Raw genomic sequence first — 15,050 nt, 5'->3', positions numbered from 1 at the left:
TTTACGAAGTGACGGCCAGTATGCTCAATTATCGACAACTGCACTACTTCTGGGTGGTGGCCAAGACCGGCAGCATCGTGCGTGCGTGTGAGCAGCTTAACCTCACGCCCCAGACCATCAGCGGGCAGATCAGCCTGTTGGAGCAAACCTTTGGTATCGCGCTGTTTCAGCGCGTCGGCCGCCAATTGGAGTTGACTGAAGCCGGGCGCCAGGCCCTGCCCTATGCCGAGCAGATGTTCCAGACCGGCAATGAATTGGAGGCCATGCTACGCGCGCAGCCCGATGAACAGCAGATTCTGTTCCGCGTCGGCGTGGCGGATGTGGTGCCCAAGTCCATCGTTTACCGGCTGATCGCGCCGACCATGGAGTTGAGCGAGCCGATCCGCATCACCTGCCGCGAAGACAAACTCGAACGCCTGCTGGCCGACTTGGCCATCCAGCGCCTGGACCTGGTGATTTCCGACAGCCCCATGCCTACGCACCTGGACATCAAGGGCTACAGCCAGAAGTTGGGGGAATGTGGCATCAGTTTTTTCGCCACCCAGGCGTTGGCTGACGCCTACGGCGGAGATTTCCCACAGTGCCTGCACGGCGCGCCGCTGTTGATTCCAGGCGCGGAAACCGTGGTGCGCAGCCGTTTGCAGCGCTGGTTTGCCGAACAGCAGATCCAGCCGAAGATCATCGGTGAGTTCGACGACAGCGCCTTGATGCAGGCCTTCGGCCAATCTGGCAGCGGGATTTTTATCGCCCCCAGCGTGATTGCCGATGAGGTGGTGCGCCAGTACGGCGTGGCGCTGATTGGCCAGACCGTGGCGGTGACCGAGTCTTTCTACGCGATCTCGGTGGAGCGCAAGGTCAAGCACCCCGGCATCGTGGCGATTACCGAAGGTGCCAGGCGCGAGTTGTTCACCACCCTGCCCTGACGGCTCAGGCCTGGGAGGCGACCGGTTGCTTGGCGGTCATCAGCCACAAGGCCAGCAGGATCGACACCAGGATAAACCCGGAAGCGGCAAAACCCAGGCTGCCCAGGCCAAGGGTGTCGATCACATGGCCGCCCACGAGGGCGCCCAGGCCAATCCCCAGGTTGGCCCCGGCGATGTTCAGCGACGCGGCAAATGCCGGCGCGTGGGGCGCAGCCTTCATCAAGCGCACATGGCTGACCAGAAACATCGCCGCCTGGGTCACGCCCCACACGGCCATCGCCGCCGCCAGGCCAAGGGTGGAATGGATCGCCGGCACCAGTGCCACCATGCCCGCAATCATGAAGCCGCAAAACACCATCGACGCGATCAACGGGTGGCGATCCACCGCACGCCCGCCCAACGAATTGCCAATCAGCCCGACCGCACCGAAGCCCATCAGGCACCAGCCCACCAACGTACCGTCGAAACCGGCCAGGCGCTCGAGAATATCCGCCAAATAGGTGTACGCCGTGAACATGCCGCTGAACACCAGGATCGACAGCAGGATATGGCCCTGCATCAATGGGTTGCGCAGGATCTTGAACTGCGAGCGCAGCGTCACTTCAGCGTTCTTCGGCTGGGTCACCGGCAGGTAGATAAACAGCAGCAAGGCCTTGGCCAAGGCCACTACCGCGAGGATGGCAAACGCGCTGCGCCAGCCGAACATATCGGAAATCAGCGTGCCCACCGGAATGCCGAAGACCGTGGCGCAGACGATGCCGAAGCCGATCTTCTCGATGGCACGCCCGGCGAATTCGGGGCCGACGATGTCCACCGCCGTTTCGCTGGCCAAGGCCCAGAACACCGGCAAGCCCAGGGCCGGGATCAACCGCGCCACGGCCATCACCCAGATATTCGGTGCCAGCGCCGCCACGGTATTGGCCACGCCGAACATGATCAGGATGCTGATAAACAGCCGCTTGCGTGGGAAACGCGCGCAGTAGGCTGTCAGAAACGGCCCAAAGGCCGCCACGGTAAACGCGAACAAGGTCACCAACAGCCCGGCCTGGGACACACTCACATTCAGGTCCCGGGCAATGGACGGCAGCAAGCCGACGATGACGAACTCCGTGGTCAGCACGGTAAAACCGGCGGCCGACAGCAGCAGGATGGGAAACAACATGAAAACTCCAGGAACGACGACATCAACGACAACCCAAAGGGCGCGCTGAAGGATAGGAAAGATGAGAGGACGGAATGTTAACAGGATTTTGCAAAGACTGGGGCGGGCGGGTGACGCAATGCCGCACCGCCGAGGACATTTCCTACAGCGTGCTAGACTTCGCGATCCGCGTCCTACAGCCCTTTCTGCCTGTGCCGCCGTGCCTCCAAAAACTAGAGACAAGTGTTTATGACTGCTGCCCCTTCCCTCCTGCAACGACTGGCCCGCGTCAGCCTGGTCACGCAAATCGTCATCGGCCTGATCGCCGGCATCCTGCTCGCCTTGCTGTTGCCCGAGGCGGCCAAGGCCACCGGGTTTATCGGCAAGGTGTTCGTCGCCGCGCTCAAGGCCGTGGCGCCGATTTTGGTGTTTGTGCTGGTGATGGCGTCGATCGCCAACCATAAGCACGGCCAGGAAACCCATATCAAGCCGATCCTGTTCCTCTACCTGCTGGGCACCTTTGCCGCCGCCGTGGTCGCGGTGATTGCGAGCATGTGGTTCCCCTCCTCACTGGTGCTGGCAACCCATGACGCAACGGTGACCGCGCCCGGCGGCATTGGTGAAGTGCTGCAAAGCCTGCTGTTGAGTGTGGTGGATAACCCGGTCAGCGCACTGATGAATGCCAACTTCATCGGCATCCTGGCCTGGGCCATCGGCATGGGCGTAGCCATTCGCCATGCCGGCGAGACCACGCGCACCGTGCTCGACGACCTGTCCAACGGCGTCACCCTGATCGTGCGTGTGGTGATTCGCTTTGCGCCGCTGGGCATTTTCGGCCTGGTGGCTTCGACCCTGGCCACTTCCGGCTTCGGCGCCCTGCTCGGCTACGCCCACCTGCTGGTGGTGCTAATCGGCTGCATGCTGTTCGTGGCGCTGGTAGTCAACCCGGCCATCGTGTTCTGGAAACTGCGCCGCAATCCTTACCCGTTGGTGCTGATGTGCCTGCGCGAAAGTGGGATCACCGCGTTCTTCACCCGCAGTTCGGCGGCGAACATCCCGGTCAACCTGGCCTTGAGCAAACGCCTGGGCCTGCATGAGGACACCTACTCGGTGTCGATCCCGCTCGGTGCCACCATCAATATGGCCGGCGCCGCGATCACCATTACCGTGTTGACCCTGGCCGCCGTACACACCTTGGGTATCGCCGTCGACCTGCCCACCGCCGTGCTGCTCAGCGTGGTCGCGGCCGTCTGCGCCTGCGGTGCTTCCGGCGTGGCGGGCGGTTCGCTGCTATTGATCCCATTGGCGTGCAGCCTGTTTGGCATTCCCAGCGAGATCGCCATGCAAGTCGTCGCCGTGGGTTTCATCATTGGCGTGCTGCAGGATTCGGCGGAAACCGCGCTGAATTCGTCCACCGATGTGCTGTTCACCGCTGCCGCTTGCCTGGGCAAGGAAGAGCAGCCGGCTTAACCGCCCGCCACAAAAAAGCCCGGAGTCGTTCACTGAAGAACGACCCCGGGCTTTTTTATGACTGGAGGCTTAGAAAGCGCCCATGTAATCACGCTTGCCCACTTCCACACCGTTGTGGCGCAGCAGCGCGTAAGCGGTGGTGACGTGGAAGAAGAACTGCGGCAGGCCGTAGGTCAGCAGGTAGGACTGGCCGCTGAAGCGCTTCTCTTTCGGCGTGCCTGGGCGAGTGACGATCTCGATGCCTTCCTTGCCGTCGACCTGCTCGGGTTTGATGGTGTCAACAAAGGCCAACACCTTGGCGATCAGCGCTTGCAGGTCGGCAAAGGTGACTTCGGTATCTTCATATTTCGGCACTTCGATCTCGGCCAGGCGTGCGGAAACGCCCTTGGCGAAGTCGACAGCGATCTGCACCTGGCGCACCAGTTGGAACATGTCCGGGAACAGGCGTGCTTGCAGCAAGGCGTTCGGCTCGATGTTCTTGGCGGTAGCGTGGGCTTCGGCCTTGGCCAGCACACCGCTCAGGGCGGTGAGCATTTGCTTGAAGACGGGGATGGAGGCGGCGTACAGGGAAATAGTCATGGCAGTCTCTAGGTAATGTCACGGTTTGAACCAGCGGCGATTATAGCCATGCCCGCCGCTTGTCTTTTATTTTTTCCGGCTTACGCTAGGCACTTCACTGCATAGGGAAAGCGCGATGACCGCCGAGCACGACACCGAGACCCCTGAGCCGCGCCTGAACAGCACGGAAATCCGCATCCTGGGCTGCCTGATCGAGAAACAGGCGACCAACCCCGAAACCTATCCCCTGACCCTCAATGCCCTGGTCCTGGCCTGCAACCAGAAGACCAGCCGCGAGCCGGTGATGAACCTCAGCCAGGGCCAGGTCGGTCAGAGCCTGCGTGCGCTGGAAGGCCAGGGCTTTACCCGCCTGGTGATGGGCAGCCGTGCCGATCGCTGGGAACATCGCGTAGACAAGGCGCTGGAGCTGGTGCCGGCCCAGGTGATCCTCACCGGGCTGTTGTTCCTGCGTGGGCCGCAGACGGTCAATGAACTGTTGACCCGCAGCAGACGCATGCATGACTTCGAAGACGCCGAGCAGGTGGTGCATCAACTGGAGCGCTTGATTGCCCGCGGGCTGGCGTTGCTGGTGCCGCGCCAGGCCGGGCAGCGCGAAGACCGCTACACCCATGCGCTGGGCGATCCGGCGGACATCGAGACGATCCTCGCGGCACGGGGTAGCCCAGTGGAACGCGGGGCGGGCGTTTCGACGGACCGGATCGAAGAACTGGAAGCGCGCATTGCAGCGCTCGAAGAGCGCCTGGCCCAGTTGGAACAGGGCTGAGGTGCTGCGCAGCAAGCGCCCTCGCCACCGTTTCAGCGCAAGGCGTTAACTAGCATTCCAATGGCCACCAGTACACACAGGCTGGCAAACCCCACTTGCAAGATACGGGCGGGAATCACCGAGCACAGGCGTCGGCCGGCGAGCATGCCGACGATGCTTGCGCCGATAAACACCCAGCCCACCGACTCGATGCGCACACCGGCATGGAATGCACCGGCCACGCCGACCAGCGAGAGCAGGCTGATTACCATCAAGGACGTGGCGACGATGCCGCGCATCTGCACATCGGTGAGTTGCTTGAACGCCGGCACGATCAGAAAGCCACCGCCAACGCCCAGCAGGCCGGACACTGCACCGGTCACCGCACCGAGGGCGGCTAGGGTCGCGCTGCATTTGGCGGTCCAGGCGAAGCGCCCGGTCTGCTGATTGAGCATGCAGTTCTTCTGGCCCCAGGACGCCGTGCCATGGTCACTCGGCCCGGCCTCGCGCTTTTCACGCTGCAACATGCGCCAGGCCACCAACACCATCAAGCCACTGAACAGTCCCATCAGCAACGCTTCCGGCAGTTGGTGGGCGAGAAACACCCCCACTGGCGAAAAAAGCGCGCCGAGCAAAGCGATCAGCAGCGCAGCGCGGTAACGCACCAGGCCATGACGCAAACCGTCGATCGCTCCCACGGCTGCTGCCGCGCCGACGGCGAGCAGCGACACCGGCGCGGCCTGGGTCATGCTCAGGCCCAACCCCAACACCAGCGCCGGCACCCCGAGGATGCCGCCGCCCGCGCCGGTCAGGCCCATGACCAGGCCCATCAATAATCCCAACACACTGGCCAGCAGCATTCAGTCCACCTTGCTCAGGCGGGTCAGCCACTCGCGGCCCTTGAGCATGCCGTTCCAGTAGAACCACGGCAGCAAGGTGGCCTTGAGGAACCACATAGAACGCCGCGCCTGGGTCGGGTCCAGGGGAAAGGTCGGCAGCAACTTGCCGCCGTAGCCGAACTCGGCCAGCACCACCTTGCCCTTCTCCACCGTCAGCGGGCAGGAACCGTAGCCATCGTACTTGAGCGGCAGCGGCGCCTGTTTGCGCAGGGCCAGCAGGTTTTCAGCGACCACCACGATCTGCTTGCGCACCGCCGCGGCAGTCTTGGCGTTGGTGGTGCCGCACACATCACCCAGGCCGAAGACGTGCGGGTAACGCAGGTGTTGCAGGCTGTGGGGGTTCACTTCGCACCAACCGGCGGCGTCGGCCAGCGGGCTTTGGCGGATGAAATCCGGGGAGACTTGCGGTGGGACAACGTGCAACAGGTCGAAGGATTTTTCTTCAACACGCGCAGTGCCTTCGGCGTCCTTCACTTCGAACCAGGCCTTGCGTGCCGGACCATCGACTTTCACCAGATTGGCGTTGAACGCCAGGCGAGCGTTGTACTTCTCCACGTATTTCATCAACGGCGGCACGAAGGTCGCCACGCCGAACAGCGCGGCACCGGCCAGGTTGAATTCGACGTCGATGTTTTTCAGCACGCCTTGCTTGAGCCAGTGATCGCAGGACAAATACAGGGCCTTTTGCGGCGCGCCCGCGCATTTGATCGGCATGGCCGGCTGGGTAAAGATCGCCTTGCCGCCCTTGAGTTGCTGCACCAACTGCCAGGTGTAGGCGGCGTGCTGGTAGCTGTAGTTGGACGTGACGCCATGCTTGCCGAGGGTGTCTTGCAGGCCTTCGACCTTCTCCCACGCCAGGCGCAGGCCGGGGCAGACAATCAGGTTTTGCCAACTGACACGCTGGCCGCTGTCGAGGATCAGGGTCTGCTCGTCGGGCAGTACTTCGGTGACGGCGGCCTGCACCCAGGTGACGCCATTGGGCAATACATCCGCCAGCGGGCGGCGGGTCTTTTTCAGGTCATAGGCGCCGCCGCCCACCAACGTCCAGGCGGGCTGGTAGCAGTGGTGGTCGCTCGGTTCGATCAGGATGATGTTCAGGTGCGGGTCGCGCTTGAGCAGGCTGGCCAGCAGGCCAATGCCCGCCGAGCCGCCGCCGATGACTACGATGTCGCCACTGATGGTTGGGCCCCAGTGTTGGTCGGTCATGGTCTATCGCCTTTGTCATACATGCACACAAGGGTCGCTGCCGGATGGCGTCACGCCCAGCTTTTTATGACCGCGCCGCAGTACAGCCCGGACAGGGTCTTCATTACTTGAATCACTTCGTGGCTGGCCAGCCCGTAGAAGATGTATTTACCTTCCCGACGGGTGGCGACCAACCCTTCGTCGCGCAAAATGCCCAACTGTTGTGACAGCGTGGGCTGGCGCACGCCGGTCAGGGCTTCCAGCTCGCCGACATTGCGCTCGCCCTGGGTCAACTGGCACAGGATCAACAAACGGTCCTCATTGGCCAGGGCCTTGAGCAAGGAACAAGCCTTGGACGCCGATGCGCGCAACTGGGCGACTTCGCCCTCACTCAGAGTAGATTCCATTTGCCTCGGGTCCTTTTTGTCACTTAAGCTCAAAACATTATGTGAAAACGTAAACTGATTGTAACTACTTTTTTCTTCATCCGGGACAACCGCCATGCCAGCGCTGATCCAAGCCTTTCTGGACGAGGCATCGTCGACCTACACCTACGTCGTTTATGAAGCCGATGGCGGCCCCTGCGCCATCGTCGATTCAGTGCTCAACTACGACCCGGCCTCGGGGCGCACCGACACGCGGCAGGCCGACAAGGTCATCGCCTTCGTGCGCGAGCACAGCTTGCAGGTGCAATGGTTGCTGGAAACCCACGCCCACGCTGATCACTTATCCGCCGCGCCTTACCTGCGCCGCACCTTGGGCGGCAAGATCGCCATCGGGCAGTCCATCAGCAAAGTACAGGGCGTGTTCAAGAACCTGTTCAACCTGGAGCCGGAATTTCGCGTGGATGGCTCGCAGTTCGATCATCTGTTTGCGCCGGATGAGGTGTTTCACATCGGCACGATCAAGGCCCAGGCCCTGCATGTGCCTGGGCATACCCCGGCGGACATGGCCTACCTGATCGACGACCGGTTGATCCTGGTGGGCGACACGCTGTTCATGCCGGATGTCGGCACGGCGCGCTGTGATTTCCCCGGCGGCGATGCGCGGCAGTTGTATGCGTCGATGCGCAAGTTGCTGGCCTTTGCGTTGGAAACCGAACTGTACGTCTGCCACGACTACCCGCCCGAAGGCCGTGAGGCAAAATGCCGGACCACGGTGGCCGAGCAGCGCGCCGGAAATATCCATGTGCATGACGGCGTGGATGAAGCCACGTTTGTCGAGATGCGCACCACGCGCGACGCAGGGCTGGGGATGCCGACGCTGTTGCTGCCAGCGATCCAGGTGAATGTGCGGGCGGGGAATATGCCGCCGGCGGAGGACAACGGGGTGGTGTACCTGAAGATTCCGGTCAACCGCCTCTAACCCAGGTTGATGCCGTTGGCCGGTAGCGGCAATGCGGTTTTATAGCGCACTTGCTTGAGGGCGAAGCTCGACCGGATGTTCGCCACCCCCGGCACCTTGGTCAAAAAGTCCATCATGAAACGCTCCAGCGACTGGATCGTCGGCACCAGCACCCGGATCAGGTAGTCCGGGTCGCCGGCCATCAGGTAACACTCCATCACCTCAGGCCGGTCGGAGATCGCGCCTTCGAACTGCTGCAATGCCAGTTCATTCTGCTTTTCCAGGCTCACGTGGATGAACACGTTGACGTGCAGCCCCAGCAAATCAGCGTCGAGCAGCGTGACCTGGTCACGGATCAAGCCCAGCTCTTCCATCGCTTTCACCCGGTTGAAACACGGCGTGGGCGACAGGTTCACCGAGCGGGCCAGGTCGGCGTTGGTGATGCGGGCGTTCTCCTGCAGGGCGTTGAGAATGCCGATATCGGTACGGTCCAGTTTGCGCATGAGACAAAATCACCTGTTTATTATGTTTATGCAGTTTTTTTATCCGCAAATGATCCTGAGCGCAATGAAACACAGATAAATATTCTTCTACGCCCCGCCTATGATTGTTGTAGGACAAGATTTCTCCTATCCGGAGGCTGACTGTCAGCTAGCGCGCCCACTACAAGAAATTCACAAGATAGAGCGTAGAAAGCCATGACCCAGCAGTATGAACCGCTGCGCCTGCACGTCCCTGAACCCTCGGGCCGCCCAGGCTGCAAAACCGACTTCACCTACCTGCGCCTGACTGACGCAGGTCTAGTGCGCAAACCCGCCATCGACGTAGAACCCGCCGACACCGCCGACCTGGCCAAGGGCCTGATCCGCGTGCTCGACGACCAGGGCCAGGCCCTCGGCCCGTGGGCCGAAGGCGTCCCGGTCGAGATCCTGCGCAAAGGCATGCGCGCCATGCTCAAGACGCGCATTTTCGACAACCGCATGGTGGTCGCCCAGCGTCAGAAAAAAATGTCGTTCTACATGCAAAGCCTTGGCGAAGAAGCCATCGGCAGCGCCCAGGCCCTGGCCTTGAACATCGACGACATGTGCTTCCCCACCTACCGCCAGCAAAGCATCCTGATGGCCCGCGAAGTGCCGCTGGTGGACCTGATCTGCCAACTGCTGTCCAACGAGCGTGATCCGCTCAAGGGCCGCCAGTTGCCGATCATGTACTCGGTGAAAGACGCCGGTTTCTTTACCATTTCCGGCAACCTCGCCACCCAATTCGTACAGGGCGTGGGCTGGGGCATGGCCTCCGCGATCAAGGGCGATACCAAGATTGCCTCGGCCTGGATCGGCGACGGCGCCACCGCCGAATCCGACTTCCACACCGCCCTCACCTTCGCCCACGTGTACCGGGCGCCAGTGATCCTCAACGTGGTCAACAACCAGTGGGCCATCTCCACCTTCCAGGCGATTGCCGGCGGTGAAGCCACCACCTTCGCCGGACGCGGCGTCGGTTGCGGCATCGCCTCCCTGCGCGTGGACGGCAACGACTTTATCGCGGTGTACGCCGCCTCCGCCTGGGCCGCCGAGCGTGCGCGCCGCAACCTGGGCCCGACGCTGATCGAATGGGTCACTTACCGCGCCGGCCCGCATTCCACTTCGGATGATCCGTCCAAATACCGTCCCGCCGACGACTGGAGCCACTTCCCCCTGGGCGACCCGATTGCCCGCCTCAAGCAGCACCTGATCAAGATTGGCCAGTGGTCCGAAGAGGAACACGCGGCGGTCAGCGCAGAACTTGAAGCAGAAGTGGTCAAGGCCCAGAAAGAAGCCGAACAGTACGGCACCCTGGCCGGTGGCCAGATTCCAAGCGCCGCGACCATGTTCGAAGACGTCTACAAAGAGATGCCGGAGCATTTGAAGCGCCAGCGTCAAGAGTTGGGGGTCTGACATGAACGATCACAACAACAGCATTGAAGTGGAAACCGCCATGACCACCACCACCATGACCATGATCCAGGCCCTGCGCTCGGCCATGGATGTGATGCTCGAACGTGACGACAACGTGGTGGTGTTTGGCCAGGACGTCGGTTATTTCGGCGGCGTGTTCCGTTGCACCGAAGGCTTGCAGACCAAGTACGGCAGCTCGCGCGTGTTCGACGCGCCGATCTCCGAGAGCGGCATTATCGGCGTGGCCGTGGGCATGGGCGCCTACGGCCTGCGTCCGGTGGCCGAGATCCAGTTCGCCGACTACGTCTACCCCGCCACCGACCAGATCATTTCCGAAGCGGCGCGCCTGCGTTACCGCTCGGCCGGCCAGTTCACCGCGCCACTGACCATGCGCATGCCGTGCGGCGGCGGCATCTACGGCGGGCAGACCCACAGCCAGAGTATCGAAGCGGTGTTCACCCAGGTCTGCGGCCTGCGTACGGTCATGCCGTCGAACCCCTATGACGCGAAAGGGCTGCTGATCGCCTCCATCGAAAACGATGACCCGGTGATCTTCCTCGAACCCAAACGCCTGTACAACGGCCCATTCGATGGCCATCACGACCGCCCGGTGACCCCGTGGTCGAAACACCCGCAAGCCCAAGTACCGGACGGTTATTACACCGTGCCGCTGGACGTGGCCGCCATCGTGCGCCCGGGTTCGGCCGTGACGGTGCTGACCTACGGCACCACCGTGTATGTGTCGCAAGTTGCCGCCGAAGAAACCGGCATTGACGCCGAAGTCATCGACCTGCGCAGCCTGTGGCCGCTGGACCTGGAAACCATCGTCAAATCCGTGAAGAAGACTGGCCGTTGCGTGGTGGTGCATGAAGCCACCCGCACCTGCGGTTTTGGTGCCGAGTTGGTGTCGCTGGTGCAAGAACATTGCTTCCACCACCTGGAAGCGCCGATCGAACGCGTCACCGGTTGGGACACCCCCTACCCGCACGCGCAAGAGTGGGCGTATTTCCCAGGGCCGTCCCGAGTGGGCGCGGCGTTGAAACGGGTCATGGAGGTCTGAATGGGCACGCACGTAATCAAGATGCCGGACATTGGCGAAGGCATCGCGGAAGTTGAACTGTCGGTGTGGCATGTGAAGGTCGGCGACATGGTCGTGGAAGACCAGGTGCTGGCGGATGTGATGACCGACAAGGCGATGGTGGATATTCCTTCGCCGGTGCACGGCAAGGTGATTTCCCTCGGCGGTGAGCCGGGCGAAGTCATGGCCGTGGGCAGTATTCTGATCAGCATTGAAGTGGAAGGCGCCGGCAACGCCAAGGAAGCGCCCGCCGTGAAGGAAGCGCCGAAGGCCGCGCCTGTGGTTGAGGCCAAGCCTGCGCCGGCGGCGTTTGAAAGCAAACCGGCACCGGTTATCGCAGCCCAGGCGCCTGTGGCACGTGAAGCCGACGAACGCCCATTGGCCTCCCCTGCTGTGCGCAAGCATGCATTGGACGCCGGGATCCAACTGCGTCTGGTGCAGGGCTCTGGCCCGGCGGGCCGGATTCTGCACGAAGATCTGGAGGCTTACTTGCTCCAGGGTCCGGCGAAAAACTCTACAGCCGCCAACCCCTACGCCGAACGCCACACCGAAGAACAGATCCCGGTGATCGGCATGCGCCGCAAGATCGCCCAGCGCATGCAGGACGCCACCCGGCGCGCCGCGCATTTCAGCTATGTGGAAGAGATCGACGTCACCGCCCTCGACGAGCTGCGCGTGCACCTCAACGAGAAACACGGCGCTACGCGCGGCAAGCTGACCCTGCTGCCGTTCATCGTGCGCGCCATGGTGGTGGCACTGCGTGACTTCCCGCAGATCAACGCGCGCTACGACGACGAAGCCCAGGTCATCACCCGCCTCGGCGCGGTGCATGTGGGCGTCGCCACCCAGAGCGACGTTGGCCTGATGGTGCCGGTGGTGCGTCACGCCGAAGCCCGCAGCCTGTGGGGCAATGCCGAAGAAATCGCGCGCTTGGCCACGGCTGCACGCAATGGCAAGGCCAGCCGCGACGAGCTGTCGGGCTCGACGATCACCCTGACCAGCCTGGGTGCCTTGGGTGGCATCGTCAGCACGCCGGTGCTGAACTTGCCGGAAGTGGCCATCGTTGGCGTCAACCGTATCGTTGAACGGCCGATGGTGATCAAGGGCCAGATCGTGGTGCGCAAGATGATGAACCTCTCCAGCTCCTTCGATCACCGCGTGGTCGATGGCATGGACGCGGCGCAATTCATCCAGGCCATTCGCGGCCTGCTCGAACAACCCGCCAGCCTGTTCCTGGAGTAAGGCATGACGCAGACATTGAATACCACGCTGCTGATCATCGGTGGCGGCCCTGGCGGTTACGTGGCGGCGATCCGTGCTGGCCAGTTGGGCATCCCGACACTTCTGGTGGAAGGCCAGTCACTCGGCGGCACCTGCCTGAATATCGGCTGCATCCCGTCCAAGGCGTTGATCCATGTGGCCGAGCAGTTCCAGCAAACCATCCACCACAGCCAGGGTTCGCAACTGGGCATTGAAGTGGATGTGCCGACCCTGGATATCCGCAAAAGCGTGGAATGGAAAGATGGCATCGTGGATCGCCTGACCACGGGCGTCGCCGCCTTGCTGAAGAAGCACAAGGTGCAAGTGATCCACGGTTGGGCCAAGGTGGTGGACGGCAAAACCGTTGACGTCGGCGACCAGCGCATCCGGTGCGAGCACTTGCTGCTGGCCACCGGTTCGAAAAGCGTCAACCTGCCGATGCTGCCGATTGGCGGGCCGATCATCTCCTCCACCGAAGCCCTTGCACCGAAAAGCGTGCCCAAGCGCCTGATCGTGGTAGGCGGCGGTTATATCGGCCTGGAACTGGGCATCGCCTACCGTAAGCTCGGCGCCGAGGTCAGTGTGGTCGAGGCGCAGGATCGGATCCTGCCGGCCTATGACGCGGAGCTGACGCAGCCGGTGAACGAATCCCTCAAGCAACTGGGCGTGAAGCTGTACCTCAAGCACAGCGTCACCGGTTTTGCCGATGGCAGCCTGCAAGTACGCGACCCGAATGGCGACACCCTGTCGTTGGCAACCGACCAGGTGCTGGTCGCCGTCGGTCGCAAACCCAACACCCAGGGTTGGAACCTTGAAGCGTTGAACCTGGAGATGAACGGCTCGGCGATCAAAATCGACAGCCGCTGCCAGACCAGCATGCGCAACGTGTATGCCATCGGCGACCTGAGTGGCGAGCCAATGCTCGCGCACCGCGCCATGGCCCAGGGCGAAATGGTCGCCGAACTGATCAGCGGCAAGTCCCGCGAATTCAACCCGGCCGCGATCCCGGCGGTGTGCTTCACCGACCCGGAACTGGTGGTGGTCGGCAAGACCCCGGACGAAGCCAAGGCCGCCGGATTGGACTGCATCGTCTCAAGCTTCCCGTTCGCGGCCAATGGCCGGGCGATGACCCTGGAGTCGAAAACCGGCTTCGTACGGGTGGTGGCGCGGCGTGACAACCACCTGATCGTCGGCTGGCAGGCCGTGGGGGTGGGTGTCTCCGAGCTGTCCACCGCCTTTGGCCTGAGTATGGAAATGGGTTCGCGCCTGGAGGACGTGGCGGGCACCATCCACGCTCATCCGACCCTTGGTGAAGCGGTGCAGGAAGCCGCGCTGCGGGCGCTGGGGCATGCGTTGCACCTTTGAAGGGGGTGCTAAGGCACCGGCTAATGAAGTATTGTTGCGCCCATCCAGAAAAAAACCGACTTGACCAACGATAGAGGGTGTCATGGGTAACGAAAGCATCAATTGGGACAAGCTGGGTTTTGACTACATCAAGACCGACAAGCGGTTTCTCCAGGTCTGGAAAAACGGCGAATGGCAAGAAGGCACCCTGACCGACGACAACGTGCTGCACATCAGCGAGGGCTCCACCGCCCTGCACTACGGCCAGCAATGCTTTGAAGGCCTCAAGGCCTACCGCTGCAAGGACGGTTCGATCAACCTGTTCCGCCCGGACCAGAACGCCGCCCGCATGCAACGCAGCTGCGCGCGCCTGCTGATGCCGCATGTGCCGACCGACGTGTTCATCGATGCCTGCAAACAAGTGGTCAAGGCCAACGAACATTTCATCCCGCCGTACGGCAGCGGCGGCGCGCTGTACCTGCGCCCGTTCGTGATCGGCACCGGTGACAACATCGGCGTGCGTACCGCGCCGGAGTTCATCTTCTCCGTGTTCTGCATCCCGGTCGGCGCCTACTTCAAAGGCGGCCTGGTGCCGCACAACTTCCAGATCTCCACCTTCGACCGCGCCGCGCCACAAGGCACCGGTGCCGCCAAGGTCGGTGGCAACTACGCCGCCAGCCTGATGCCAGGTTCCGAAGCGAAGAAAGCCGGTTTTGCCGACGCGATCTACCTGGACCCGATGACCCATTCGAAAATCGAAGAAGTCGGCTCGGCGAACTTCTTCGGGATCACCCACGACAACCAGTTCATCACGCCGAAGTCGCCTTCGGTGCTGCCAGGCATCACCCGCCTGTCGCTGATCGAACTGGCCAAGACCCGCCTGGGCCTGGACGTGGTCGAGGGCGAAGTGTTCATCGACAAACTGGACCAGTTCAAGGAAGCCGGCGCCTGCGGTACGGCTGCGGTGATCTCGCCGATCGGCGGCATCCAGTACAACGGCAAGCTGCACGTATTCCACAGCGAGACCGAAGTCGGCCCGATCACCCAGAAGCTCTACAAAGAGCTGACCGGTGTGCAGACCGGTGACGTTGAAGCGCCGCAAGGCTGGATCGTCAAGGTCTAAGCAACCCGGAAAAACCCGCCAGATGGCG

At 62.3% G+C, this 15,050-nt stretch carries 15 protein-coding genes; 9 read left to right on the top strand and 6 right to left on the bottom strand.

What is annotated here, in order from left to right; genetic code table 11:
- The first annotated feature begins 20 nt into the window (after positions 1–20).
- On the top strand, positions 21–923 hold the full coding sequence (nhaR, locus tag H096_RS25125) for a transcriptional activator NhaR (RefSeq protein WP_020372645.1): 903 nt from the start codon (positions 21–23) through the stop codon (positions 921–923).
- Positions 924–927: 4 nt separating this feature from the next.
- Here nhaR and H096_RS25120 read toward each other — a convergent pair whose 3' ends face one another.
- Complete coding sequence (locus tag H096_RS25120; protein ID WP_033902035.1) at positions 928–2,085, bottom strand: MFS transporter; 1,158 nt, start codon at positions 2,083–2,085, stop codon at positions 928–930.
- A gap of 228 nt (positions 2,086–2,313) precedes the next feature.
- Between H096_RS25120 and sstT the strand changes: the two genes are divergently transcribed.
- Complete coding sequence (sstT, locus tag H096_RS25115) at positions 2,314–3,534, top strand: serine/threonine transporter SstT (protein ID WP_033902034.1); 1,221 nt, start codon at positions 2,314–2,316, stop codon at positions 3,532–3,534.
- 69 nt (positions 3,535–3,603) lie between these two features.
- Here the strand turns inward: sstT and H096_RS25110 are convergent, their stop codons facing one another.
- The gene (locus tag H096_RS25110; RefSeq protein WP_033902033.1) at positions 3,604–4,113 is read right to left on the bottom strand and encodes a DUF1993 domain-containing protein; all 510 of its coding nucleotides are present in this window, start codon (positions 4,111–4,113) and stop codon (positions 3,604–3,606) included.
- A gap of 115 nt (positions 4,114–4,228) precedes the next feature.
- Here H096_RS25110 and H096_RS25105 point away from each other — a divergent pair, with 115 nt between their 5' ends.
- Positions 4,229–4,876, top strand: coding sequence for a DUF480 domain-containing protein (locus tag H096_RS25105; RefSeq protein ID WP_033902032.1), 648 nt, complete (start codon positions 4,229–4,231; stop codon positions 4,874–4,876).
- A gap of 32 nt (positions 4,877–4,908) precedes the next feature.
- On the opposite strand, the gene H096_RS25100 is transcribed toward H096_RS25105, so the two are convergent.
- From H096_RS25100 to H096_RS25090, 3 genes are read right to left on the bottom strand one after another with little or no spacing between them, the layout of a single operon-like run.
- A complete protein-coding gene (locus H096_RS25100) occupies positions 4,909–5,715 on the bottom strand; it encodes a sulfite exporter TauE/SafE family protein (protein WP_033902031.1) in 807 nt (268 codons plus the stop codon).
- Positions 5,716–6,960 carry an FAD/NAD(P)-binding oxidoreductase gene (locus H096_RS25095; RefSeq protein WP_033902030.1) on the bottom strand — a complete coding sequence of 415 codons (1,245 nt, stop codon included), beginning with the start codon at positions 6,958–6,960 and terminating at the stop codon, positions 5,716–5,718.
- A 50-nt stretch (positions 6,961–7,010) separates the two neighbouring features.
- A complete protein-coding gene (locus H096_RS25090) occupies positions 7,011–7,346 on the bottom strand; it encodes a metalloregulator ArsR/SmtB family transcription factor (RefSeq protein ID WP_005789341.1) in 336 nt (111 codons plus the stop codon).
- 94 nt (positions 7,347–7,440) lie between these two features.
- On the opposite strand from H096_RS25090, the gene H096_RS25085 reads away from it, so the two are divergent.
- Positions 7,441–8,304 (top strand): MBL fold metallo-hydrolase, encoded by an 864-nt coding sequence (locus H096_RS25085; RefSeq protein ID WP_033902029.1) that lies wholly within the window; start codon positions 7,441–7,443, stop codon positions 8,302–8,304.
- Here the strand turns inward: H096_RS25085 and bkdR are convergent.
- Positions 8,301–8,786, bottom strand: coding sequence for a Bkd operon transcriptional regulator BkdR (bkdR, locus tag H096_RS25080; protein WP_010209335.1), 486 nt, complete (start codon positions 8,784–8,786; stop codon positions 8,301–8,303). The two genes, H096_RS25085 and bkdR, sit on opposite strands and share 4 nt — an antisense overlap.
- A 195-nt stretch (positions 8,787–8,981) precedes the next feature.
- Here bkdR and H096_RS25075 point away from each other — a divergent pair, with 195 nt between their 5' ends.
- The 5 genes from H096_RS25075 (at position 8,982) to H096_RS25055 (ending at position 15,022) form a co-directional block, all read left to right on the top strand.
- Entirely contained in the window at positions 8,982–10,217 is a 1,236-nt protein-coding gene (locus tag H096_RS25075; RefSeq protein WP_033902028.1) for a 3-methyl-2-oxobutanoate dehydrogenase (2-methylpropanoyl-transferring) subunit alpha, read from the top strand.
- Position 10,218: 1 nt separating this feature from the next.
- A complete protein-coding gene (locus H096_RS25070) occupies positions 10,219–11,277 on the top strand; it encodes an alpha-ketoacid dehydrogenase subunit beta (RefSeq protein WP_016978112.1) in 1,059 nt (352 codons plus the stop codon).
- The gene (locus H096_RS25065) at positions 11,278–12,537 is read left to right on the top strand and encodes a dihydrolipoamide acetyltransferase family protein (protein WP_033902027.1); all 1,260 of its coding nucleotides are present in this window, start codon (positions 11,278–11,280) and stop codon (positions 12,535–12,537) included.
- A gap of 3 nt (positions 12,538–12,540) precedes the next feature.
- Positions 12,541–13,920, top strand: a complete 1,380-nt coding sequence (gene lpdA, locus H096_RS25060) for a dihydrolipoyl dehydrogenase (protein ID WP_033902026.1) — start codon at positions 12,541–12,543, stop codon at positions 13,918–13,920.
- Between the two features lie 82 nt (positions 13,921–14,002).
- Positions 14,003–15,022, top strand: a complete 1,020-nt coding sequence (locus H096_RS25055; RefSeq protein ID WP_033902025.1) for a branched-chain amino acid aminotransferase — start codon at positions 14,003–14,005, stop codon at positions 15,020–15,022.
- The last annotated feature ends 28 nt before the right edge of the window (positions 15,023–15,050 follow it).

The organism is Pseudomonas sp. FH1 (genome assembly GCF_000510895.2).
Lineage (GTDB): Bacteria > Pseudomonadota > Gammaproteobacteria > Pseudomonadales > Pseudomonadaceae > Aquipseudomonas > Aquipseudomonas azotoformans_A.
Note: the sequence above shows the minus strand (reverse complement) of the source record. Positions and strands in the feature narration are given on the sequence as shown.

Bases quoted from the DNA above. Each gene is read 5' to 3' on its own strand.
- nhaR (WP_020372645.1), top strand. From the start codon at position 21: ATGCTCAATTATCGACAACTGCACTACTTCTGGGTGGTGGCCAAGACC.
- H096_RS25120 (WP_033902035.1), bottom strand. From the start codon at position 2,085: ATGTTGTTTCCCATCCTGCTGCTGTCGGCCGCCGGTTTTACCGTGCTG.
- sstT (WP_033902034.1), top strand. From the start codon at position 2,314: ATGACTGCTGCCCCTTCCCTCCTGCAACGACTGGCCCGCGTCAGCCTG.
- H096_RS25110 (WP_033902033.1), bottom strand. From the start codon at position 4,113: ATGACTATTTCCCTGTACGCCGCCTCCATCCCCGTCTTCAAGCAAATG.
- H096_RS25105 (WP_033902032.1), top strand. From the start codon at position 4,229: ATGACCGCCGAGCACGACACCGAGACCCCTGAGCCGCGCCTGAACAGC.
- H096_RS25100 (WP_033902031.1), bottom strand. From the start codon at position 5,715: ATGCTGCTGGCCAGTGTGTTGGGATTATTGATGGGCCTGGTCATGGGC.
- H096_RS25095 (WP_033902030.1), bottom strand. From the start codon at position 6,960: ATGACCGACCAACACTGGGGCCCAACCATCAGTGGCGACATCGTAGTC.
- H096_RS25090 (WP_005789341.1), bottom strand. From the start codon at position 7,346: ATGGAATCTACTCTGAGTGAGGGCGAAGTCGCCCAGTTGCGCGCATCG.
- H096_RS25085 (WP_033902029.1), top strand. From the start codon at position 7,441: ATGCCAGCGCTGATCCAAGCCTTTCTGGACGAGGCATCGTCGACCTAC.
- bkdR (WP_010209335.1), bottom strand. From the start codon at position 8,786: ATGCGCAAACTGGACCGTACCGATATCGGCATTCTCAACGCCCTGCAG.
- H096_RS25075 (WP_033902028.1), top strand. From the start codon at position 8,982: ATGACCCAGCAGTATGAACCGCTGCGCCTGCACGTCCCTGAACCCTCG.
- H096_RS25070 (WP_016978112.1), top strand. From the start codon at position 10,219: ATGAACGATCACAACAACAGCATTGAAGTGGAAACCGCCATGACCACC.
- H096_RS25065 (WP_033902027.1), top strand. From the start codon at position 11,278: ATGGGCACGCACGTAATCAAGATGCCGGACATTGGCGAAGGCATCGCG.
- lpdA (WP_033902026.1), top strand. From the start codon at position 12,541: ATGACGCAGACATTGAATACCACGCTGCTGATCATCGGTGGCGGCCCT.
- H096_RS25055 (WP_033902025.1), top strand. From the start codon at position 14,003: ATGGGTAACGAAAGCATCAATTGGGACAAGCTGGGTTTTGACTACATC.